Annotated in this window: 17 protein-coding genes; 10 read left to right on the forward strand and 7 right to left on the reverse strand. The window is 70.2% G+C overall.

The features are described from left to right. Nucleotides 1–10 precede the first annotated feature (10 nt). Nucleotides 11–1,642: a malate synthase A gene (gene aceB / locus OAW74_RS12630; RefSeq protein WP_262874732.1), complete on the reverse strand. Its 1,632-nt coding sequence runs from the start codon at nucleotides 1,640–1,642 to the stop codon at nucleotides 11–13. A 132-nt stretch (nucleotides 1,643–1,774) separates the two neighbouring features. Between aceB and OAW74_RS12635 the strand changes: the two genes are divergently transcribed. The 3 genes from OAW74_RS12635 (at nucleotide 1,775) to OAW74_RS12645 (ending at nucleotide 5,554) form a co-directional block, all read left to right on the forward strand. After that, complete coding sequence (locus tag OAW74_RS12635; protein ID WP_262874733.1) at nucleotides 1,775–3,241, forward strand: XRE family transcriptional regulator; 1,467 nt, start codon at nucleotides 1,775–1,777, stop codon at nucleotides 3,239–3,241. An 89-nt stretch (nucleotides 3,242–3,330) separates the two neighbouring features. Next, complete coding sequence (locus tag OAW74_RS12640) at nucleotides 3,331–4,914, forward strand: glucoamylase family protein (protein WP_262874734.1); 1,584 nt, start codon at nucleotides 3,331–3,333, stop codon at nucleotides 4,912–4,914. Next, entirely contained in the window at nucleotides 4,904–5,554 is a 651-nt protein-coding gene (locus tag OAW74_RS12645; protein ID WP_262874735.1) for a TetR/AcrR family transcriptional regulator, read from the forward strand. Before OAW74_RS12640 ends, OAW74_RS12645 begins: the two co-directional genes overlap by 11 nt. Nucleotides 5,555–5,557: 3 nt before the next feature. Here OAW74_RS12645 and OAW74_RS12650 read toward each other — a convergent pair whose 3' ends face one another. From OAW74_RS12650 to OAW74_RS12670, 5 genes are all read right to left on the reverse strand, one after another. Continuing rightward, nucleotides 5,558–6,712, reverse strand: a complete 1,155-nt coding sequence (locus tag OAW74_RS12650) for a glycoside hydrolase family 1 protein (RefSeq protein WP_262874736.1) — start codon at nucleotides 6,710–6,712, stop codon at nucleotides 5,558–5,560. Between the two features lie 10 nt (nucleotides 6,713–6,722). Then, on the reverse strand, nucleotides 6,723–7,544 hold the full coding sequence (locus OAW74_RS12655; protein ID WP_262874737.1) for a carbohydrate ABC transporter permease: 822 nt from the start codon (nucleotides 7,542–7,544) through the stop codon (nucleotides 6,723–6,725). A 1-nt stretch (nucleotide 7,545) separates the two neighbouring features. After that, nucleotides 7,546–8,475, reverse strand: a complete 930-nt coding sequence (locus OAW74_RS12660) for a carbohydrate ABC transporter permease (protein WP_262874738.1) — start codon at nucleotides 8,473–8,475, stop codon at nucleotides 7,546–7,548. Between the two features lie 6 nt (nucleotides 8,476–8,481). Beyond that, nucleotides 8,482–9,777, reverse strand: a complete 1,296-nt coding sequence (locus OAW74_RS12665) for a sugar ABC transporter substrate-binding protein (protein WP_262874739.1) — start codon at nucleotides 9,775–9,777, stop codon at nucleotides 8,482–8,484. Between the two features lie 116 nt (nucleotides 9,778–9,893). Further along, the gene (locus OAW74_RS12670) at nucleotides 9,894–11,420 is read right to left on the reverse strand and encodes a PucR family transcriptional regulator (RefSeq protein WP_262874740.1); all 1,527 of its coding nucleotides are present in this window, start codon (nucleotides 11,418–11,420) and stop codon (nucleotides 9,894–9,896) included. 93 nt (nucleotides 11,421–11,513) lie between these two features. Between OAW74_RS12670 and gabT the strand changes: the two genes are divergently transcribed. The 6 genes from gabT to OAW74_RS12700 are packed head-to-tail and all read left to right on the forward strand — an operon-like array spanning nucleotide 11,514 to nucleotide 19,553. After that, entirely contained in the window at nucleotides 11,514–12,866 is a 1,353-nt protein-coding gene (gene gabT / locus OAW74_RS12675; protein WP_262874741.1) for a 4-aminobutyrate--2-oxoglutarate transaminase, read from the forward strand. A 32-nt stretch (nucleotides 12,867–12,898) separates the two neighbouring features. Further along, nucleotides 12,899–14,263 (forward strand): flavin monoamine oxidase family protein, encoded by a 1,365-nt coding sequence (locus tag OAW74_RS12680; RefSeq protein WP_262874742.1) that lies wholly within the window; start codon nucleotides 12,899–12,901, stop codon nucleotides 14,261–14,263. Further along, nucleotides 14,260–15,147: a universal stress protein gene (locus OAW74_RS12685; RefSeq protein WP_262874743.1), complete on the forward strand. Its 888-nt coding sequence runs from the start codon at nucleotides 14,260–14,262 to the stop codon at nucleotides 15,145–15,147. The genes OAW74_RS12680 and OAW74_RS12685 overlap by 4 nt, the downstream gene beginning before the upstream one ends. Further along, a complete protein-coding gene (locus tag OAW74_RS12690) occupies nucleotides 15,144–16,703 on the forward strand; it encodes an APC family permease (protein WP_262874744.1) in 1,560 nt (519 codons plus the stop codon). Before OAW74_RS12685 ends, OAW74_RS12690 begins: the two co-directional genes overlap by 4 nt. Then, nucleotides 16,700–18,166 carry an NAD-dependent succinate-semialdehyde dehydrogenase gene (locus OAW74_RS12695; RefSeq protein ID WP_262874745.1) on the forward strand — a complete coding sequence of 489 codons (1,467 nt, stop codon included), beginning with the start codon at nucleotides 16,700–16,702 and terminating at the stop codon, nucleotides 18,164–18,166. Before OAW74_RS12690 ends, OAW74_RS12695 begins: the two co-directional genes overlap by 4 nt. 19 nt (nucleotides 18,167–18,185) lie before the next feature. Continuing rightward, on the forward strand, nucleotides 18,186–19,553 hold the full coding sequence (locus OAW74_RS12700; RefSeq protein WP_262874746.1) for an NAD-dependent succinate-semialdehyde dehydrogenase: 1,368 nt from the start codon (nucleotides 18,186–18,188) through the stop codon (nucleotides 19,551–19,553). Nucleotides 19,554–19,581: 28 nt separating this feature from the next. Here OAW74_RS12700 and OAW74_RS12705 read toward each other — a convergent pair whose 3' ends face one another. Continuing rightward, nucleotides 19,582–19,950, reverse strand: a complete 369-nt coding sequence (locus tag OAW74_RS12705) for a DUF4406 domain-containing protein (protein ID WP_262874747.1) — start codon at nucleotides 19,948–19,950, stop codon at nucleotides 19,582–19,584. A 56-nt stretch (nucleotides 19,951–20,006) separates the two neighbouring features. On the opposite strand from OAW74_RS12705, the gene OAW74_RS12710 reads away from it, so the two are divergent. Continuing rightward, a complete protein-coding gene (locus OAW74_RS12710) occupies nucleotides 20,007–20,759 on the forward strand; it encodes a DeoR/GlpR family DNA-binding transcription regulator (protein ID WP_262874748.1) in 753 nt (250 codons plus the stop codon). Nucleotides 20,760–20,780: the final 21 nt, after the last annotated feature.

Consider the following 20,780-nt stretch of genomic DNA (forward strand, 5'->3'; position numbering starts at 1 on the left):
CGGGGGAGTGTCACTCGCTCTCGACGAGGAACTTCGCGTAGGCGGGCACCGTCAAGAACATCGGGAACTCCTGGCCGAGCGAGACCTCGCGGAAGAGCTCCGCGGCGTCGTCGAATCGGTCGCCGTCTCGGCGCTCGACCTCGCCGAGCACGCGCTCGATCAGGCCCTCGATGTAGCCGAGGGTGATCTGCGTGCCGTCGTCGGTGGAGCGGTCCTGGTGGATCCACTGCCACACCTGGCTGCGGCTGATCTCGGCGGTGGCGGCGTCTTCCATGAGGTTGTCGATCGCGACGGCGCCCAGGCCCCGCAGCCACGCCTCGATGTAGCGGATCGCGACCGACACGTTGCCGTGCACGCCCTCCGCCGTGATCGGCAGGCCGATGTGCACATCGAGCAGATCCTCCGCGCGCACCGAGACCTCCGGCCGCTGGCGGTCGACCTGGTTGGGCCGCTCGCCCAGCACTGCGTCGAACTCCGCCCGCGCGACCGGGATGAGGTCGGGGTGGGCGACCCACGTGCCGTCGAAGCCGTCGCCGGCCTCGCGCTTCTTGTCGGCGGCGACCTTCTCGAACGCGCGCTCGGTCACCTCGGGGTCGCGGCGGTTCGGGATGAACGCGCTCATGCCGCCGATCGCGAAGGCCCCCCGCTTGTGGCAGGTCTTGACCAGCAGTTCGGTGTAGGCGCGCATGAACGGCACCGTCATGGTGACCTGGCTGCGGTCGGGCAGGACGAAGCGGGCCCCTCGGCCGCGGTAGTTCTTGATCATCGAGAAGATGTAGTCCCAGCGGCCGGCGTTCAGGCCCGCGATGTGGTCGCGCAGCTCGAACAGGATCTCCTCCATCTCGAACGCCGCCGGCAGCGTCTCGATCAGCACGGTCGCGCGGATCGTGCCGTGGGGGATGCCGATGTACTCCTCGCTGAAGGTGAACACGTCGTCCCACAGCTTCGCCTCTTCGCTCGACTCGAGCTTGGCGATGTAGAAGTAGGGGCCGCGGCCGCCCGCGATGAGCTGCTGCGCGTTGTGGAAGAAGTACAGACCGAAGTCGACGAGCGAGCCCGAGGCGTCGAGCGCCCGGCCGGTGCGGTCGGTGTAGCGGATGTGCTTCTCGACGAGGTGCCAGCCGCGGGGGCGCATCACGATCGTCGGGGTCTCGGTGGCGGTCACCTCGTAGCGCTTGCCCTCGGGGCTCGTGTACGACAGCTCGCCGCGGATCGCGTCGCGCAGGCTCAGCTGGCCTTCGATGACGTTGCTCCAGGTCGGGCTCGTGGCGTCCTCCTGGTCGGCCAGCCACACCTTGGCGCCCGAGTTGAGCGCGTTGATCGTCATCTTCTGGTCGGTCGGTCCGGTGATCTCGACGCGGCGGTCCTCCAGCCCGGGGCCGGCGCCGGCGACCCGCCAGCCCTCATCCTCGCGGATGTGACGCGTGTCGTCGCGGAACTGCGGGTCGTGGCCGTTGCCGATCTCGAAGCGGCGACGCATGCGGTCGGCGAGGCGATCGTGGCGGCGCGCCGCGAAGCGGTGGTGCAGCTCGGCGAGGAAGGCGAGCGCCTCGGTCGTGAGGATCTCGTCGTAGCGGTCGCGGAGGGGCCCGGTGATCTCGATCATGCGGGTGGGCGCGATGCCCGTGGCGGGAGGTGTCATGGCCCTGCCTTCCTGTGTGGTGGTGGTGCGGGGAGGTCCGTGTGACCACTCTGCGTGAAGTTCGGAACCCGAGCCGACCAATCACGCTGTGAAGTTTTGCCGTTCTTCTGCTCGTGTGACACACTCTCCGACATGACGATCATCGAAGACGCGGTCGACGAGGGCGAGGCGGAGGCCGACGCGCTGACCATCGGCCGCCGCATCCGGCAGCTGCGCACGAGTCGCGGCATGACGCTCGACGAGCTCGCGGAGGCCGTCGATCGGGCCCCCAGCCAGCTCTCGATGATCGAGACGGGCAAGCGCGAGCCCAAGCTGACGCTGCTGCGCGCGATCGCGAGAACCCTCGGCACGACCCTCGATGCGCTGCTGGAGTCTGAACCCCTCGACGAGCGGGCGACGCTCGAGATCTCGCTCGAGCGGGCCATGAAGGGCCAGACCTTCTCGGCACTCGGCATCGCACCCTTCCGCATCGGCAAGGCGATCCCCGATGACGCCCTCCGCGCGATGCTGGCGCTCCAGGGCGAGATCGAGCGGCTGCGCGACGAGCGGGCGGCGACCCCCGAAGAGGCGCGGCGCGCCAACGTGGCTCTCCGCCGTCTCATGCGCACGCAGAACAACTACTTCCCCGAGCTCGAGGTGCAGGCGCGGCGCATCCTGGATGCCGTCGACCACCCCGGCGGTCCGCTCACGCAGCGCACAGCATCCGATATCGCCGCCCATCTGGGCTTCACGCTGCACTACGTGCCCGATCTGCCGCAGACCACCCGCAGTGTCGCCGACATCAAGAACGGCCGGCTCTACCTGTCCAGCCGCCTGACCTCCAAGGGTGATCCGCGCACCGCCGTGCTGCAGGCGCTGTCGAGCCGCATCCTCGGGCACCGCGAGCCCACGAGCTACGACGAGTTCCTGCGCCAGCGCGTCGAGACGAACTACCTCACGGGTGCGCTGCTGATCCCCGAGGCGCACGCGGTGCCGTTCCTCGAAGACGCCAAGGCCGATCGAGCCATCTCGATCGAAGACCTCCGCGACGGCTACTCGGTCTCGTACGAGACGGCCGCGCACCGGTTCACGAACCTCGCGACGGTGCACCTGGGCATCCCCGTGCACTTCCTCAAGGTGCACGAGTCCGGCACGATCACCAAGGCCTACGAGAACGACGACGTCAACTTCCCCACCGACCGCCTCGGCGCGATCGAGGGGCAGATGTGCTGCCGCAAGTGGACCTCGCGGGTCGTCTTCGACGTCGACGACCACTTCAACCCCTACTACCAGTACACCGACACCGGCAACGGCACGTACTGGTGCACGGCCAGGGTCGAGAACTCCAGCGAGGGGGCGCACTCGGTCTCGGTGGGCGTGCGTTTCGACGACACCAAGTGGTTCCTCGGGCGCGACACGACCAATCGCGGAGTGTCGAAGCATTCGGTCGAGGTGTGCTGCCGGCGCGCACCCGCCGAGCTCGAATCGGCATGGCGCGAGAACTCGTGGCCAAATGTTCGCACGCCGCGGACCCTGCTGGCGACCCTGCCGACCGGCTCGTTCCCCGGCGTCGACACCACCGATCTCTACGAGTTCCTCGAGGCCCACGCGCCGCGGTGAGCGAGGGGGTTGTGCAAAAACCTGCCGCGTGTATGGTTTTAGGGAAGCGCTGACGCTTCCCGCGGGCGCTTTCGATGAGGAGAGCGACGATGAGACGATCCACACGTGCCCTGATCGCGGCCGCGGCGACGGCCGGGCTGATCGCGACCGCAATGCCGGCGGCGGCGGATGCCGTGGCCACCGGCAGAGGCGACCACGGCGGCGGCTCCACCCGCGAGACGCTGGAGAGGTATGCAGAAGACACCTGGGCGTCGCTCGACGCGATGACCGATCCCGACACCGGCCTGGCCGCCGACAACATCGAGGGCGACCTCACCGACCCCGGTGCCTACACGTCGCCCACCAACATCGGCGGCTACCTGTGGTCGACGGTCACGGCGCGCGATCTCGGGATCATCGACCGCCGCGACGCGCGGGAGCGACTGCGCACGACGCTGACGACGCTCGAACGGCTGGAGCGCAACGAGGCCAGCGGCATGTTCTACAACTGGTACGACCCGGCCACGGGAGAGAAGCTCACGACGTGGCCCGAATCGGGAGACCCGGTCGAGCCGTTCCTGTCGACGGTCGACAACGGGTGGCTGGCCGCGGCGCTGCGCATCGTCGCCGAGGCCGAGCCGCGGTTGGCGCGCCAGGCCGACCGTCTCTACGACTCGATGGACTTCGGTGCCTTCTTCGACCCGGCGGGCGCGGCCGGGCTCGAGGCGGGCACCAACCGCGGCGGATTCTGGGACGCCGAGCCCGCCGGGTGCTCGGTGGCCGCGCCCATGTACAACGGGTCGGGCGAGACGGCCTTCTACACCTGCCACCACTACGACACGACCGTCAGTGAGAGCCGCATCGCGACCTACCTCGGCATCATCAACGGGCAGATCCCGTCGACGGCGCTCGCCGGCACGCACCGCACCATGCCGCCCGGGTGCGACTGGGCGTGGCAGGAGCAGCTCCCCACCGGCACGACGCGCAGCTATCACGGCTACGACGTGTGGGAGGGGGTCTATTCCTACGACGGCATGAGCTTCGTGCCGAGCTGGGGCGGCAGCATGTTCGAGGCGCTCATGCCCGACCTGCTCGTGCCGGAGGCGCAGTGGGGCCACCGCTCGTGGGCGCTCAATCACTCGATCACGGTCGCCGTGCAAGAGGCGCACGGCGCCGACGCGGGCTACGGGTACTGGGGCTTCTCGCCCGCCAGCAACCCGTTCGGCGGCTACTCCGAATACGGCGTCGACCTGGCCGGCATGCGCTCCGACGGCTACGCCTCCGACGTGGAGAAGACCGACGTCGACATCGACCGTCCAGGGTGCACGATGGGAACGAACCCCGATCCGACCTTCGGCGACGGCGTCGTCACGCCGCACGCGAGCTTCCTCGCGCTGCCCTACGACCGCGCGGGAGCGCTGAAGAACCTGCGAGGCATCGAGAACGACCTCGGAGCCTACGGCCCCGGCGGGTTCTACGATTCCGTCGCCGTGCACAGCGGCACGATCGCCGAGCGCTACCTCTCGCTCGACCAGTCGATGATCATGGCCGCCATCGGCAACGAGCTGACCGGCGACACGCTCAAGGACTACTTCGTCGACCGGGCCGCGCGGACGCGCCTGGCCCCGGCGATCCGTGAGCTGGTCTTCAGTGCAGACTGGGGATCGGCGAAGAAGGAGACCGGTGAGCGCTGACGAAGACCTGACGGATGCGGCCGCCCCCGGCGACGGGGCGGCCGCGCCGGCGCGTGCCACCCGCGCCAAGCGCGGCAGCTACGCGAAGGGGCAGGCTCGACGCCAGCGCATCGTCGACGAGGCGCTGCTCGTGTTCGCCCGCAGCGGGCTGACCGCCGGATCGATCCGCGAGATCGCCAAACGCGTCGATCTGACCCCTGCCGGAGTGCTGCACCATTTCTCCAGCAAGGAGGAGCTGTTCGCCGAGGTGCTGCGCCAGCGCGACGAGAAGGTGCGGCAGGCGGCGGGGGATCCCGCCGCGCACACGGTCGTCGAGCAGGCGGCCAAGGTGGTCGCCCACAACCAGCAGACGCGCGGCCTCACCTCGCTCTACGCGATGGTCTCCGCCGAGGCGACCGACCCGCAGCATCCGTCGCATGAGGAGTTCGCCGAGCGCTATCGCGCCAGTGCGGCGGGGGCGACCGAGCTGCTGGCCGCCGGCCAGCGCGACGGCGAGGTGCGCGCCGACCTCGACCCCGCGCTCGCGGCTCGCCTGATCAGCGCCGTCATGGACGGCATCCAGCTGCAGTGGCTGCTCGACGACGACGTCGACATGAACGCGCTGTTCGCGGAGTTCGTGCGGGGCTACCTGCGCCCCTGACGCTCACGGCAGCGCGTTCGCCTTCGCGACCGCGCCCAGCCAGCCCAGGCTCGGCTTGGGCCGGCGCTGGAACGTATCTCGGTCCCACCCGATGAGCCCGAAGGTCGGACGGTAGGAGCCCCACTCGTAGTTGTCGAGGGCGCTCCAGTGCAGGTAGCCGCGCACGTCGACCCCCTCACGCAGGCAGTCCTGGACGGCCTCGAGGGCCCCCGTCGTGTAGACGATACGGCGGTCGTCGTCGGCGGTGGCGATGCCGTTCTCGGTCACGTAGACCGGCACGCCCGCGCGCCGCCAGGCATTGCGGATGCCGTCGCCGACGGCGGGAGGGAAGAACTCCCACCCGGTGAGGGTTCGTTCGACGCCGTCGGGGATGGGAAGGGGCCCGTCGAGGCCGATCCTGGTGCGGGTGTAGGCCTGCACGCCGACCCAGTCGTCGCCCGCGGCGGCGTCGAGGAAGACGTCTTCACGCGATCGGCCGTAGTCGGCGGCGACAGCCTCTGCGCCCGGCTCCGGCTGATACGCCTGGGTCGCGACCGACCAGCCCGCCCGGTGCCCGGCGCCGCGCAGCACCTCGACGGCTCGACGATGTGCGGCCACGAGGCGGTCGGTGACGGCGGGCACGCCAGGGGGCAGCCCGATGGAAGGGAAGCCCACCTCGGGGTCTGCGAGCACCGAGACCATGTTCGGCTCGTTGATCGTGCACACGAGGTCGACGCCGTCGAGCACGGGCAGGGCCGCCTCGACGTAGCGGGCGAACTGGTCGACGATGCCGTCGTCGAGCCACGCGCCCGCGCGGGCGACCCACACCGGATGGGTGAAGTGGTGCAGCGTCACCATCGGGGTCAGGTCGCGCTCGCGGGCGGTGTCGACCATGCGCCGATAGTGGTCGAGCGCGGCGCGCGAGAAGAACCCCCGCTCGGGCTCGATGCGCGCCCACTCGATGCTGAACCGGTACGAGTTCAGGCCCGCCTGCGCGAGCAGCGCCATGTCTTCGGGGTAGCGGTGGTAGCCGTCGGCGGCGTCGCCAGAGGGCTCGGCCACGGGCGGACCCGGCAGGTGCCCCCACTCGCGCTGCCACCAGTCCGAATTGACGTTGCCGCCCTCGATCTGGTGCGCCGCCGTGGACGCGCCCCACAGAAAGCCGTCGGGGAAGGTCATGCGGTTCCTTTCACTTGATGCCGGTGAGGGCGATGCCCTGCACGAAGAAGCGCTGCAGGGCGACGAAGACGACGAGCACCGGCACGACCACGACGACGGCTCCCGCCATCATGAGCCCGTACTGTGCGGCGTTCTGGCCGACCGAATACAGGGCGAGCGCGACCGGCAGGGTGTACTTGTCCTCGGTGGTGGCCACCACGAGGGGCCAGAGGAAGTTGTTCCAGCTGCCCAGGAACGTGAGGATCGTGAGGGTCGCGACGGCCGGGCCGCACAGCGGCATGATGACGCGCAGGAAGATGCGCCACTCATTCGCCCCGTCGATGCGGGCGGCCTCGATGATGTCGTCGGGCAGGCTCAGCATGAACTGCCGCATGAGGAAGACCCCGAGCGGGGTGATCAGGAACGGCAGGATCAGTCCGGGGTAGGTGTTGACGAGCCCCAGGTTCGCGGTCAGCACGAACAGCGGCACGAAGGTCACCACGCCCGGCACCATGAGGGTCACCAGCACCAGTCCGAAGAGCAGCCGCTTGCCGGCGAAGTCGAGTTTGGCGAGGGCATAGCCGACCATCGACGAGAAGACGATGTTGCCCGCCGTCACGCACACGGCGACGACGACGCTGTTGGTGAAGTAGGTCGCGAAATCGAGCCGGCCGAACAGCTGCGTGTAGTTGTCGAGCGTCGCGTCGCGCGGGAGGAACTCGGTGGGGTACTGGCGGATCTCGGCGGTGGTCTTGAACGAGCCCAGGATCATCCAGACGAACGGCATGATCATGGCCACGAGACCGAGCGTCAGCAGCACATAGAGCCACCAGCGGGGGCGGGTGCGCACCATGTCAGTCCCTCCGTCCGAGCAGGCGGAACTGGATCAGCGACAGCAGCACGATCGCCAGGAACAGCACGTAGCTCGAGGCCGACGCGAACGCGTAGTTGCCGAAGCCGAACTGGTCGTAGGTGTACATCGCGGTCGAGAGGGTCGCATCCAGCGGCCCGCCCTGGGTCATGACGAACGGCTCCTCGAAGAACTGCAGGAAGCCGATGCCGGTGATGACGGCGGCGAACAGCATCGTCGGGCGGAGGGCGGGAAGCGTCACGTTGCGAAAACGCTGGAACACGTTCGCGCCGTCGACCATGGCCGCCTCGTGCTGTTCGCGGGGCACGCCCTGCAGACCCGCGAGGAAGATCACCATGAGCGTGCCGATGTTGCGCCAGACGGCCATCATGATCAGCGCCGGCATCGCCCAGGTCGTCGACTGCAGCCAATCGGGGCCCTGGATTCCCAGCATCCCGAGAAAGCCGTTGAGCAGTCCGTCCGGCTGCAGGATGAACCGCCACACGATGGCGATCGCGACGATGCTCGTGACGACCGGCGCGTAGTAGCCGACGCGGAAGACGGTGCGCAGTCGCCGGATGCCCTTGTCGAGGGCGAGCGCCACCAGCAGTGCGAGGGCCATCGTGACGGGCACGCCCACGAGCACGAAGTACGCCGTGTTGCCGAGGCTCCGGAGGAACCGCGGATCCTGGAAGAGCGCGATGTAGTTGGCGAACCCGACGATGTTCACGTTCAGCGGGCTGCGCAGGTCGCGCGTGGTCATGTCCGTGAAGCTCATGAACAGGCTCGCCACGATGGGGCCCGCCAGGAACACCGCGAAGAGGGCGACGAACGGGGCGGCGAAGCCCCACGCCGTGAAGGTCATGCGTCGCCGCCGCCGCCCGGGCCGGGGCGGCGGGGCGACGGTGACGGCCGGCGCCGTTGCGATGGCCATGTCGGGTCAGCTGCCGGTGCCGATGGCCTCGGCCTGCTGCTGGATGCTGGCCAGGGCGTCGTCGACGCTCTTGTCGCCGCGGGTCACCTGCTCGATCTCCTGGTCGATGACCGCCGAAATCTGCGCCCACGTGGGGATCGCCGGGGGAGCCTTGGCGTCGGCCAGCTGCTCGCCGAACACGCTCGTGTACGGGTCGTCGGCGAACACCGGGTCGTCGAAGGCCGACTGCACGCTGGGCAGATCGGTCGAGATGCCGTACCACTGCACCTGCGTCTCGGGCTGGCTCAGCCAGCGCACGAACTTCCACGCGGCGTCGCGATTGTCGGCGTCGTCGAACACGGCGAGGTTGCCGCCGCCCGTGAAGCTCGTGCGGCTCTGGTCGCCTGGCACCATCGCCACGGCGAAGTCGTCTTCGAAGTCGGCGCCGCCCTGCTCCTTGAGCAGGCTCACGTGGAAGGGGCCGGAGTAGAACGCGGCGACGTCGCCGTCGATGAACTTCTGCTCGATCTCGCCGGTCTCCAGCCGCACGTTCTCGCTGAGCCCGTCGGTGAAGAAGCTGTTGTAGTACTCCAGCGCCGTCTTCCACGCATCCGTGTCGAACGCGAAGTCGCTGCCGTCGTCGGTGAGCACATCGCCGCCGGCCTGCCACACGAAGGGGAGCAGGTAGAGCGACGAGTCGAGGCCGCCAGGGGGGAGCGAAAGCCCCGAGCCGGCGCCCTCGTCGACCATGGCCTGGGCGAACGCGGTGAGATCGTCCCATGTCTCCGGCGCCTCGAGTCCGGCCTTCTCGGCCATATCGGTGCGGTAGTACAGCACCCGGGTGTCGACGTACCACGGCACGCCGTACGAGACCCCGTCGACCTCGGTGGTCCCCTGCGATCCCTCGAAGAACGCCGAGGGGTCGACGACACCCTCCGGGGTCGGCTCGAAGGCTCCCGTCGAGGCGAACTCGCCGACCCAGGTCGTGCCCAGCATCGTCACGTCGGGCGTCTGGCCGCCGGCGATCGCCGTCGCGATGCGGTCGTGGGCGCCGTCCCAGGGGACGGCGGTCACGTTCACGGTCGCGTCGGGATTCTGCTCCTCGAACTGTGCGGCCAGTTCGTCGAGCACTTCGCCTTCGTTGCCCATCGCCCAGATGTCGATCGTGCCCTCGGCGGGGCTGTCGTCGATCGCCGCTCCGGCGGATGCGGCCGGTTCGGCGGGGGAGTCGCTGCGGCCGCAGCCGGCCAGTGCCAGAGCTCCGATTCCGAGCAGGGCGGTGGCACTCAGCCACCGGGTGGTCGTGGATGTCGAGCGGTTCATCGGTCTGACGCCTCCATTGGTGTCGCCGCTTCTGCAGCGCCTTCGCCTCGATCCGCGCGGCAGGAGCGCGCGGCGGTTCCGACACTGTACCGCAAAAACTGAACAGGTGGAAGGTATTACACCTTCGCCGCGACGAGCGCGGCCCAGAGCTCGGCCCGCACCGGGAACGACGAGAGGTCGACCTCCAGCAGCGCCTCGGCCTGCGCGAGCCGTGCGCGCACCGTGTGGCGGTGCATCCCGAGGGCGTCGGCTGCCGCGTCGATGCGGGCGTCCTCGGCCAGCCAGGTGCGCACGGTCGTGATCAGGGCGCTGCCGTGCGCGGCGTCGTGTGCCCGCAGCGGTGCGAGGAACGCCGTCGCAAGCGCGCGCGCCGCCTCGGTGTCCAGCGCCGTCAGCACGCTCGAGCCGGCGAGGCTGCCGAAATGCGCGACCTGGCCGCCGCCGCGGTGCTGCGCGGTGATCGCTTGGGCGCGCCCGGTCGAGAAGCCGGAGTACTCGACGGGCGCCGACGCGCCGAGCTGCAGGTCGAAGGCTGCGGCGAACTCGTCGAGCACCGCCGTCTCGGAGGCCGGCACGGCGATCACCGTCGACGCGCCGTCGCGCCCGAAGAAAAGCGCGCCGCCGAGGTCGACGGACCGCGCCTCGAGCCACTCGGCGGTGGCGTCGGTCTGGGTGTCTGCGACGGCGACGACCAGGGGCTCGGGCGGCAGGGCGCCCCAGAGGTCGTGCGCGATGCCGCGCGCGAGGCCGGCGTCGTCGGTCAGCAGTGACGACAGCACGGCCGCCCGCACGAGTCCCCGCTCGCGGCGGATGCCTTCGTTCTGCTCGAGGGCGAGGCCGGTCATGGCGGCGACGGCGTTGAAGACCCCACGGGCCTCCTGGTCGAGCTCTCCCGAGCGCACCGCGAGAGCGCCGCGGAGGTGCCCACCGCGGCCGAGCGTCTGCACGGTGAAGACGTCGTCGCCGACCCGCAGGCTCGTCGCCGCGAGTGCGCCGCGGCGCAGGACCGCCGCGACCTGCTCGTGCAGACCGGCGCCGGCCGCACCTCGCGCGCGACGCGGATGCTCGCGGCTCAGCGCGCCCGACGCGTCGTAGAGTCCGACCCACGTGTCGAGCTGTCTGGCCAGCTCCGCAACCGTGGCTCCGAGGCCGTCGGGGCGCAGGGCAGCCAGCGAGATCGCGCGCTGCGCGGCCAGCGACCAGGTGCGTCGGGCATAGGCCCTCGCGGCGATGGCCTCGGCGTTGGCGCGCGCCACCGCGATGAAGGGCGTGCGGTAGGGCACTTCGAACAGCGGCAGGCGCTGGGCCGCGCATGCCGCGATGAGCGCGGGCGGGATGCCGTCGCGCACGACCTCGGTGCCGAAGCCGAGTGCGACGAGGCCTCGCCGCACGAGCCGCTGCACATAGTCGCTCGCGAAGGCGGCTCCCTCGCCGCCCTCGAGGAACTGCCGCCCCGTCGTCAGCAGTGCCATGCCCTCGGCCAGGAACGGCGTGGGGTCGGCCAGGTCGGTGCTGTGCACCCAGCGGATCGGGCGGTCGAGAGCGCCGGCCTCCAGCGCCCTCTCGTCACCGGCGAGGGTCAGCGAGAGGTCGGTGCGGCGCAGCAGCGAGCGCAGCGTGGGGGTCTCGGCGACAGCATCCATTCGTGTCCTTCTTGTACGGCGTGCACATCACGTCGAGAAGAATGTACATCGCGTCCAGTGTCGGCGCGCCGTCTCGGACCGTACAGTCGCCCCATGACCACGACGATCTCCACCGCGCCCCTGGGCGGCCCCACCCTCCCGCAGGAGCGCCGCCTCGTCACCTCGATCCCCGGTCCTCGGTCGCAGGAGCTGCTGGCGCGCAAGGCCGCCGCGGTCGCGGCCGGCGTCGGTCACACCGCTCCCGTCCACGCCGTCGCTGCCGGCGGTGGCGTGGTCGTCGACGCCGACGGCAACTCGCTCATCGACCTGGGCTCCGGCATCGCCGTGACGACGGTGGGCAACGCCCACCCCAAGGTCGTCGAGGCTGTGCAGGCCCAGGTCGCCCAGTTCACCCACACGTGTTTCATGGTCTCGCCCTACGAGTCGTACGTCGCCGTCGCCGAGGCGCTCAACCGCGTCACCCCGGGCGACCACGCCAAGAAGAGCGCGCTGTTCAACTCGGGCGCAGAAGCGGTCGAGAACGCGGTCAAGATCGCCCGCAAGTTCACCGGCAAGCCCGCCGTCGTCGCCTTCGACCACGGCTACCACGGCCGCACGAACCTCACGATGGCCCTGACCGCCAAGTCGATGCCCTACAAGAGCGGGTTCGGCCCGTTCGCCGCCGAGGTCTACCGCGCACCGCTGTCGTACCCGTTCCGCGACGGGCTGACGGGCGCAGAGGCCGCCAAGAAGGCCATCTCGGTCATCGAGAAGCAGGTCGGCGCCGAGAACCTCGCCGCCGTCATCATCGAGCCGATCCAGGGCGAGGGCGGTTTCATCGTGCCCGCCGACGGCTTCCTCCCCGCCCTCGTCGAGTGGTGCCGCGCCAACGGCGTCGTCTTCATCGCCGACGAGATCCAGACCGGTTTCGCACGCACCGGCCGCATGTTCGCCAGCGAGCTGTTCGGCATCGTGCCCGACCTCATCACGACCGCCAAGGGCATCGCCGGCGGCCTGCCGCTGGCGGCGGTCACCGGCCGCGCCGAGATCATGGACGCCTCGCACGCGGGAGGCCTCGGCGGCACCTACGGCGGCAACCCCGTGGCCTGCGCCGCGGCGCTGGCCTCCATCGAGGTGTTCGAGACCGAGGGGCTCGCGGGCCGCGCGCTCGAGATCGAGACGCTGCTGAAGGCCCGCCTCTCCGAGCTGCAGGCCGGCGACGCGCGCATCGGCGACATCCGCGGCCACGGCGGCATGATCGCGGCCGAGTTCGTGGACCCCGAGACGAACGAGCCGGATGCTGCGCTGACCGCCGCGATCGCGAAGGCATGCATCGCCGAGGGCGTGATCGTCCTCACCTGCGGCACCTACGGGAACGTCATCCGCTTCCTCCCGCCGCTGTCGATCACCGACGAGCTGCTCGCCGAGGGCCTGGACGTCGTGGCTGCGGCGCTGGCCGCATCCTGACCCGAGCACTCGCTCGCAACGAAGGGGTTGTCATGAACGAGAAGAACTGCGATGTCGTCATCGTGGGCGCCGGCGCCGCCGGCCTCACGGCGGCGAGCCAGCTGAAGAAGGCCGGGCTCTCGGTGCTCGTGCTCGAGGCGCGCGACCGCGTCGGCGGGCGGCTGTGGACCGACGAGATCGACGGCGCCATGCTCGAGATCGGCGGCCAGTGGGTCTCGCCCGACCAGGAGGCGCTGCTGGAGACCATCGAGGAGCTGGGGCTGGAGACCTACCCCCGCTACCGCGAAGGCGAGAGCGTCTACGTCGGCCCCGACGGAGCGCTGACCCGGTTCACCGGCGAGATCTTCCCCGTGGGGCCCGAGACCGAGGCCGAGCTCGTGCGCCTCATCGACAAGCTCGACGCGATGGTCGCCGAGATCGACCCCGATAGGCCATGGGAGCACCCCGACGCCGAAGAGCTCGACCGCATCTCGTTCGAGGCGTGGCTCGAGCAGGAGACCGACGACCAGGAGGCGCGCGACAACATCGCCCTGTTCATCGCGGGGGCCATGCTCACCAAGCCCGCCTACGCGTTCTCGGCTCTGCAGGCGCTGCTGATGGCCGCGAGCGCCGGCAGCTTCTCGCACCTGGTCGACGCCGACTACATCCTCGACGCGCGCGTGGTCGGCGGCCTCCAGCAGGTTCCGCTGCTGCTGGCCGAGCGCCTGGGCGACGACGTGCTGCTCGAGCAGCCGGTCACCGAGGTGCACTGGGGTGCCGAAGGGGGCGTGACCGTCGTCACGGATGCCGGGCTCACGGTGCATGCGCGCTTCGCGATCCTGGCCCACGCGCCCGTGCTCTACCCCTGGATCGAGTTCGTGCCACCGCTGCCTCGGCTCAAGCAGCAGCTGCACCAGCACATCTCGATGGGCTTCGTGATCAAGGTGCACGCCGTCTACGACCGGCCGTTCTGGCGCGAGCAGGGGCTGTCGGGCACGGCCTTCAGCCCGTACGAGATCTCGCACGAGGCCTACGACAACACCAACCACGGCGATGAGCGCGGCACGCTCGTCGGCTTCGTCTCCGACCGCAACGCCGACGACCTGTTCCGGGTCTCCGCCGCGGAGCGCAAGGAGCGCATCCTCGAGTCGCTCTCGCACTACTTCGGCGACGAGGCCAAGAGCCCGCTCGTGTACTTCGAGAGCGACTGGGGCGCCGAGGAATGGACCAGGGGCGCCTACGCCGCGAGCTTCGACCTCGGCGGGCTCAGCCGCTACGGCGCCGACCTGCGCACTCCCGTCGGCCCGATCCACTTCGCCTGCAGCGACATGGCGGGCGCCGGCTACCAGCACGTCGACGGTGCGATCCGCATGGGTCGCCTGGTCGCGGGCAACATCGTCGCAGAGGCCCGCTCGTGACCGGCCGCATCGTCGTGGGCTACACCGCGACCAAGACGGGGCGCGATGCCGTCGCCTTCGCCGCCCGCATGGCCGCCGCCGTCGGTGCTCCGCTCGACGTCGCGATCGTGCTGCCGGCGGCGCGCAGCGTCATCACCCCGCCGGACGCGTCGTACGACCGGATGCTGCGGGAGCAGGCCCAGCGCTGGATCACGGCCGCGATCGACCGCATCCCCGCCGACGTCACGGCGTACTCGCACATCCGCACGGCGGAGTCGTTCGCCGAGGGGCTCATCGATCTGGCCCACGAACTCGGCGCCGGTTCGATCGTCGTCGGTGCGGCAGACGGCGCCTCGCGCGGCGGGCACCGCCTCGGCACGACGACCAGCGAGCTCGTGCACTCCTCCGACGTCCCCGTCGTGCTCGTGCCCCGTGGGGCGCGCAAGATCGCCGCCGAGACCGGTCTGACCCGCCTCACGGTCGCGATCGGCTCGCGTCCAGGCGCCGACGCCCTCATCGACGATGCCGCCCGGCTCGCACTCGCGGCGCACGTGCCGATCCGCCTGCTGTCGCTGCTGACGGTCGACCTGCCCGCCACCGCAGACACCGCCGCGATCCGCATCGCCGGCAGCACGCATGCCGGAGAGGTGCTCGCGGCGGCCGAGACCGCGATGCCCGACGGCATCGAGACCGACGTCGTCGTCGCCGACGGCGAGAGCATCGAAGACGCCGTCGCGCACCTGGACTGGCAGCCCGGCGAGCTGCTCATGGTCGGCTCGAGCCGGCTCGCCCAGCCGCGGCGCCTGTTCCTCGGATCGACCGCCGCCAAGATGATGCACGAGGTCCCCGTTCCCGTGGTCGTCGTTCCGCGCACCCGCGCCGAGCAGAAGGGGGCGCGCTCATGAGCACCTCGCAGCAGACCGCCGAGACCGGGGGCATCACCAAGAAGGGCCTGAGCGCGGGAACGGTCGGCGTCGTGGGCGCCGTCGTCATCGGCATCTCGACGATCGCCCCCGCCTACACCCTCACCGCCTCGCTCGGCCCCACCGTCTCGGAGGTCGGCTTCCAGGTGCCGGCGATCATCATCGTCGGGTTCCTGCCGATGCTGCTGGTGGCCTTCGGCTACCGCGAGCTCAACACCCGCATGCCCGATTCGGGCACGTCGTTCACGTGGGCCACCCGCGCCTTCGGACCCTGGATCGGCTGGATGGCCGGGTGGGGCCTGGTCGCCGCCACCGTCATCGTGCTCTCGAACCTCGCCGGCATCGCGGTGGAGTTCCTGTTCCTGCTCATCGACCAGCTCGCCGGCAGCCCCGGCTGGATCGCCGAACTCGCCTTCAACCCGTTCATCAACGTCGCGGTGTGCCTGCTGTTCATGCTGGGCGCCACGTTCATCTCGTACCGCGACCTGCAGACCACGCAGAAGCTGCAGTACGTGCTGGTGGGCTTCCAGGTGCTGGTGCTCGTGCTGTTCACCGTCGTGGCGTTCGTGCATGTCGCCAACGGCACCGCCTACGACGCGAGCCCCGTCGAGCTCAGCTGGTTCAACCCGTTCGCCGTCGGCGACTTCGGCGCGGTGGTGGCGGGCCTGTCGCTGTCGATCTTCATCTTCTGGGGCTGGGACGTCGTGCTCACGATGAACGAGGAGACCAAGCACCCGGAGAAGACGCCTGGTCGTGCCGCCACCATCACGGTGATCATCGTGGCGGGCCTCTACCTGCTGCTGTCGATGTCGCTGCTGTCGTTCGCCGGCGTCGGCGAGGGTGAGCTGGGCCTGGGCAACCCCGACATCCAGGGCAACGTGTTCTTCTACCTGTCGGGGCCGATCCTCGGACCCCTCGCCTTCCTCGTGTCGCTAGCGGTGCTCACCAGCTCTGCCGCCTCGCTGCAGTCGACGGCGGTCGGTCCTGCCCGCACGCTCCTCGCGATGGGACACTACGGCGCGCTGCCGTCGTCGTTCGCGCGCGTCAACCCGAGGTTCTTCACGCCCGGGTACGCCACGATCGTCTCCGCCGTCGTCGCCTCGGTGTTCTACGCCGTCATGCGCTTCGCGAGCGAGAACGTGCTGTGGGACACCATCACGGCCCTCGGCATGATGATCTGCTTCTACTACGGGCTGACCGCCTTCGCCTGCGTCTGGTACTTCCGCCGGCAGTGGTTCGACTCGGTGCGGATGTTCTTCTTCGCCTTCCTCTTCCCGATCGTGGGCGGAGTGATCCTCGCGATCCTGTTCGTCATCACCCTCGTCGACAGCGCCGACCCTGCCTACGGCAGCGGCTCGAACATCGGCGGCGTCGGGCTCGTCTTCATCCTCGGGGTCGCCATCATCCTCGCCGGCGTCGTCGTGATGATCTGGCAGCGCATCCGCCGACCCGCCTTCTTCCGCGGCGAGACCCTGACCACAGACGCCCCCGAGAGCATGAGGCGCGCACTGCGCGCCGGAAACGGAGCACGCCGGTGACCGCAGCCGACGAGAAGACCCTGCTGGAGAGCATCCCGCGCCGGCTGTTCATCGACGGGGAGTGGGTGGATGCCGAAGGCGCCCGCACGCTGGACGTGCACGATCCCGCGACCGGCGAGGTCATCGCCTCGATCGCCGACGCCTCACCAGAAGACGGCGTCAGGGCGCTCGACGCGGCCGTCGCCGCGCAGGACGCGTGGGCGGCCACCGCACCGCGGGCCCGCAGCGAGATCCTGCGGCGCGCGTTCGACCTCGTGCAGCAGCGCAAGGAGGACCTCGCGCTGCTGATGACCCTCGAGATGGGCAAGCCCCTGGCCGAGGCCCGCGGGGAGGTCGCCTACGGCGGCGAGTTCCTGCGCTGGTTCAGCGAGGAGGCCGTGCGCATCTCGGGCCGCTACGGCCTCAACCCCGAGGGCACCGGGCACATGGTCGTCTCGCAGCGACCCGTCGGCCCCTCGTTCTTCATCACGCCGTGGAACTTCCCGTTCGCGATGGCGACCCGCAAGATCGCGCCGGCGCTCGCCGCCGGCTGCACCGTCGTCATCAAGCCGCCGGAGCTCACGCCCCTGACGACGCTGCTGTTCACGCAGCTGCTGGTCGAGGCGGGGCTTCCCGCCGGCGTCGTCAACGTCGTCACGACCTCGACCTCCGGCGCCGTCTCGGCGCCGATCATCGCCGACCCGCGGCTGCGCAAGCTCTCGTTCACGGGCTCGACGCCGGTCGGCCGCAAGCTCATCGCACAGGCGGCCGAGGGCGTGCTGCGGGTCTCGATGGAGCTCGGCGGCAACGCGCCGTTCGTCGTGTTCGACGATGCCGATCTCGACAGGGCGGTCGACGGCGCCATGCTCGCGAAGTTCCGCAACATCGGCCAGGCCTGCACAGCGGCCAATCGCTTCATCGTGCACGAATCGGTCGCCGACGAGTTCGCCCGCCGCGTGACGGAGCGGGTCGAGCGGATGCCGCTCGGTCGAGGCACGGAGGAGGGTGTGCAGATCGGCCCCCTCATCGACGACCGCGCGGTCGCCAAGGCCACCGAGCTCGTCGACGACGCCGTGGCCCGCGGCGCCCGCCTGCTGGCCGGAGGCCGCGCGATCGAGGGCGCGGGGTCGTTCTACGAGCCGACGGTCGTCGCCGACGTCGCACCGGGCAGCGCGATCCTCCGCGAGGAGATCTTCGGCCCTGTGCTGGCGATCTCGACCTTCTCCGACGAGGACGAGGCGGTGCGGCTGGCCAACGACACCGAGTACGGGCTCGTCTCGTACGTCTTCACCGAGAACCTCGCGCGGGGGCACCGCATGATCGAGCGCCTGGAAACCGGGATGATGGGACTCAACGTCGGAGTCGTCTCCAACGCCGCCGCACCCTTCGGCGGCGTCAAGCAGTCCGGCGTCGGCCGCGAGGGCGGCCTCGAAGGCATCAACGAATACCTGTCCACGAAGTACACGCTGATCCCCGCTCAGTGAGCGGGAGGAACGGAGCATCATGAGCCACTACGCGGTCGTCAACCCCGCAACGGGCGAGACCCTGGCGACGTACCCGACGGCCACCGACGCCGAGGTGGAGGCGGCCGTCGCCGCCGCCGACCAGGCGTACCGCGGCTGGTCGCGCACCTCCACGCCGGCCGACCGCGCCGCACTGCTGCGTCGCGTCGCCGAGCTGCACCGCGAGCGCCGCGAGGAGCTCGCCGCGATCATCGTGCGCGAGATGGGCAAGCCGATCGAGGCGGCGCTGGGCGAGGTCGACTTCGCCGCCGACATCACCGAGTTCTACGCCGACAACGTCGACAAGATCACGGGCGACACTCCGGTCGACATCCTCGGCGACGGCACCGCGGTCATCCGCCGGTCACCCCTCGGGGTGCTCCTGGGCATCATGCCGTGGAACTTCCCGTACTACCAGGTGGCCCGCTTCGCCGCCCCGAACATCGCCCTGGGCAACACGATCCTGCTCAAGCACGCGGGCCAGTGCCCGGAGTCGTCGGCGGCGCTCGAGGCCATCTACACCGACGCGGGCTTCCCGGCGGGCGTCTACACCGACGTGCGCCTGACCAACGAGCAGGCCGCCGAGGTCATCGCGGATCGCCGCGTGCAGGGCGTCTCGGTCACCGGCTCCGAGCGCGCGGGCTCCGCCGTCGCCGAGGCGGCCGGCCGGGCGCTGAAGAAGGTCGTGCTCGAGCTCGGCGGCTCCGACCCGTTCATCCTGCTGTCGACCTCCGACCTCGACGCCACCGTGCAGGCCGCCGTCGACGCGCGCCTGGACAACACCGGCCAGTCGTGCAACGCGGCCAAACGGTTCATCGTCGTCGACGGCCTCTACGACGAGTTCCTCGACAAGTTCACCTCCGCGATGGCCGCCGCCACCGTCGGCGACCCCTTCGCCGAGGGGACGGTGCTCGGCCCGCTCTCGTCGGAGCTCGCGGCAGAGCGCCTGCAGGAGCAGGTCGATCGCGCCGTCGCGCAGGGTGCGACCCTCGTGACCGGCGGAAAGCGCGACGGCGCCTTCTATCCGGGCACGGTGCTCACCGGCGTCACGGCCGACATGGACGCCTACAAAGAGGAGTTCTTCGGCCCGGTGGGCGTCGTCTACCGCGTCGCCGACGAGGACGAGGCGCTCGAGGTGGCCAACGGCACCGACTTCGGTCTGGGCTCGTACCTGTTCACGACCGACGCCGCACAGGCCGAGCGTGTGGCAGACCGCATCGAGGCCGGCATGGTCTACGTCAACCTCGTGCTCGCCGACTCGCCCGAGCTGCCTTTCGGCGGCGTCAAGCGCAGCGGCACCGGGCGCGAGATGGGGCTGCTCGCGGCCGACGAGTTCGTGAACAAGAAGCTCATCCGCGTCGGCGCGTAGTCGCCCCGAGATCCCTCGCGCCCCTCGGTCAGGCGGCGCGAGGGATCTCTGCGAGCGAGTTGTACACCGGGATGCCGCGGGACAGGGCGATCGCGACGTCCTGATCGGCCCCGCGCGACTCGCCGGGCAGACGCAGGACGGCGTCGCAGTGCTGCAGCAGGCGTTCGGCCGTGGGATACATCACCTCCGCGGCCAGAGGGTCGCCGGGCCCGCTGGCCCCGGCGCTGGACAGCACAGGCAGCGCGACCCATTCGCCGATCATCGGCACATGTCCGGCTTGGAAGATCGGCCACGCCGCCTCTTCGAGGCGCTTCAGGTTGTCGGCCATCTTCTGGGCATCGCCGTCCGTCCCGGAGGCGTAGGGGCCGGCGATGAGGATCATGAGGGAAGCAGTCATATGCGCTACCCTAGACCCAAACGTGTACAAACGTGCAAAAACCGGAAGGAATGAGAATGCTGGCGGCTGCGCGAAAGGATCTGCTGCTGGAGAGGCTGCGCCGTGACCGTCGCGTCGTCGCGAAGGAGGTCGCCGCCGAGCTGGGGCTGTCCGAAGACAGCATCCGCCGTGATCTGCGCGAGCTCGATGCGGCGGGCCTGGCGGTGCGCGTGTACGGCGGCGCGCTGCCGGCGTCGCCGGCCGTCGTCGATTACGCGAGTCGCGCCGCAGTGGCCACCGACAGCAAGCGGCTCGTCGCGGCCGCGGCGGTCACGCTCATCGGAGAGGGGTCCACGGTGATCCTCGACGGCGGGACGACCACGCTCGCGATGGTCGCCGCGCTTCCGCGGACGCTTCGCTGCACGATCGTCACGCACAGCCCCACGATCGCTGCGGCTCTGCTCGAACACGATGCCGACGTGTTCCTCATCGGGGGTCAGCTGTTCAAGCACTCCGCAGTGACATGCGGGGCGGCGGCCGCCGAAGCGGCGGGCCGCATCACGGCGGACCTGTTCTTCGTGGGCGTCACCGGCGTGCATCCGACCGCAGGGTTGACCACCGGCGACGCCGACGAGGCGGCGATGAAGCGCACCCTCGCCTCCCGAGCAGCCGAGACCTACGTACTGGCCAGCGAGGAGAAGATCGGCGCGGCGTCCCGCTTCGAGGTCCTGCCCCTTGCCGCAGTGGCCGGAGTGATCACCACCGTTCGTCACGGCGTCGCCGACCAATTGGCCGCCGCAGGAGTCGAGATCCTGGTCGCGGGCGGCTGAGGCGAGCGGGCGGGACGAAAG

Origin of the sequence: Microbacterium fluvii (genome assembly GCF_025515205.1) — a bacterium.
GTDB classification, from domain to species: Bacteria; Actinomycetota; Actinomycetes; order Actinomycetales; family Microbacteriaceae; genus Microbacterium; species Microbacterium fluvii.

Coding starts and splice junctions, on each gene's coding strand:
- OAW74_RS12655 (WP_262874737.1), bottom strand. CDS start 7,544: ATGGTGCGCACCCGCCCCCGCTGGTGGCTCTATGTGCTGCTGACGCTC.
- OAW74_RS12700 (WP_262874746.1), top strand. CDS start 18,186: ATGAGCCACTACGCGGTCGTCAACCCCGCAACGGGCGAGACCCTGGCG.
- OAW74_RS12635 (WP_262874733.1), top strand. CDS start 1,775: ATGACGATCATCGAAGACGCGGTCGACGAGGGCGAGGCGGAGGCCGAC.
- OAW74_RS12680 (WP_262874742.1), top strand. CDS start 12,899: ATGAACGAGAAGAACTGCGATGTCGTCATCGTGGGCGCCGGCGCCGCC.
- aceB (WP_262874732.1), bottom strand. CDS start 1,642: ATGACACCTCCCGCCACGGGCATCGCGCCCACCCGCATGATCGAGATC.
- OAW74_RS12650 (WP_262874736.1), bottom strand. CDS start 6,712: ATGACCTTCCCCGACGGCTTTCTGTGGGGCGCGTCCACGGCGGCGCAC.
- gabT (WP_262874741.1), top strand. CDS start 11,514: ATGACCACGACGATCTCCACCGCGCCCCTGGGCGGCCCCACCCTCCCG.
- OAW74_RS12710 (WP_262874748.1), top strand. CDS start 20,007: ATGCTGGCGGCTGCGCGAAAGGATCTGCTGCTGGAGAGGCTGCGCCGT.
- OAW74_RS12640 (WP_262874734.1), top strand. CDS start 3,331: ATGAGACGATCCACACGTGCCCTGATCGCGGCCGCGGCGACGGCCGGG.
- OAW74_RS12660 (WP_262874738.1), bottom strand. CDS start 8,475: ATGGCCATCGCAACGGCGCCGGCCGTCACCGTCGCCCCGCCGCCCCGG.
- OAW74_RS12690 (WP_262874744.1), top strand. CDS start 15,144: ATGAGCACCTCGCAGCAGACCGCCGAGACCGGGGGCATCACCAAGAAG.
- OAW74_RS12705 (WP_262874747.1), bottom strand. CDS start 19,950: ATGACTGCTTCCCTCATGATCCTCATCGCCGGCCCCTACGCCTCCGGG.
- OAW74_RS12665 (WP_262874739.1), bottom strand. CDS start 9,777: ATGAACCGCTCGACATCCACGACCACCCGGTGGCTGAGTGCCACCGCC.
- OAW74_RS12670 (WP_262874740.1), bottom strand. CDS start 11,420: ATGGATGCTGTCGCCGAGACCCCCACGCTGCGCTCGCTGCTGCGCCGC.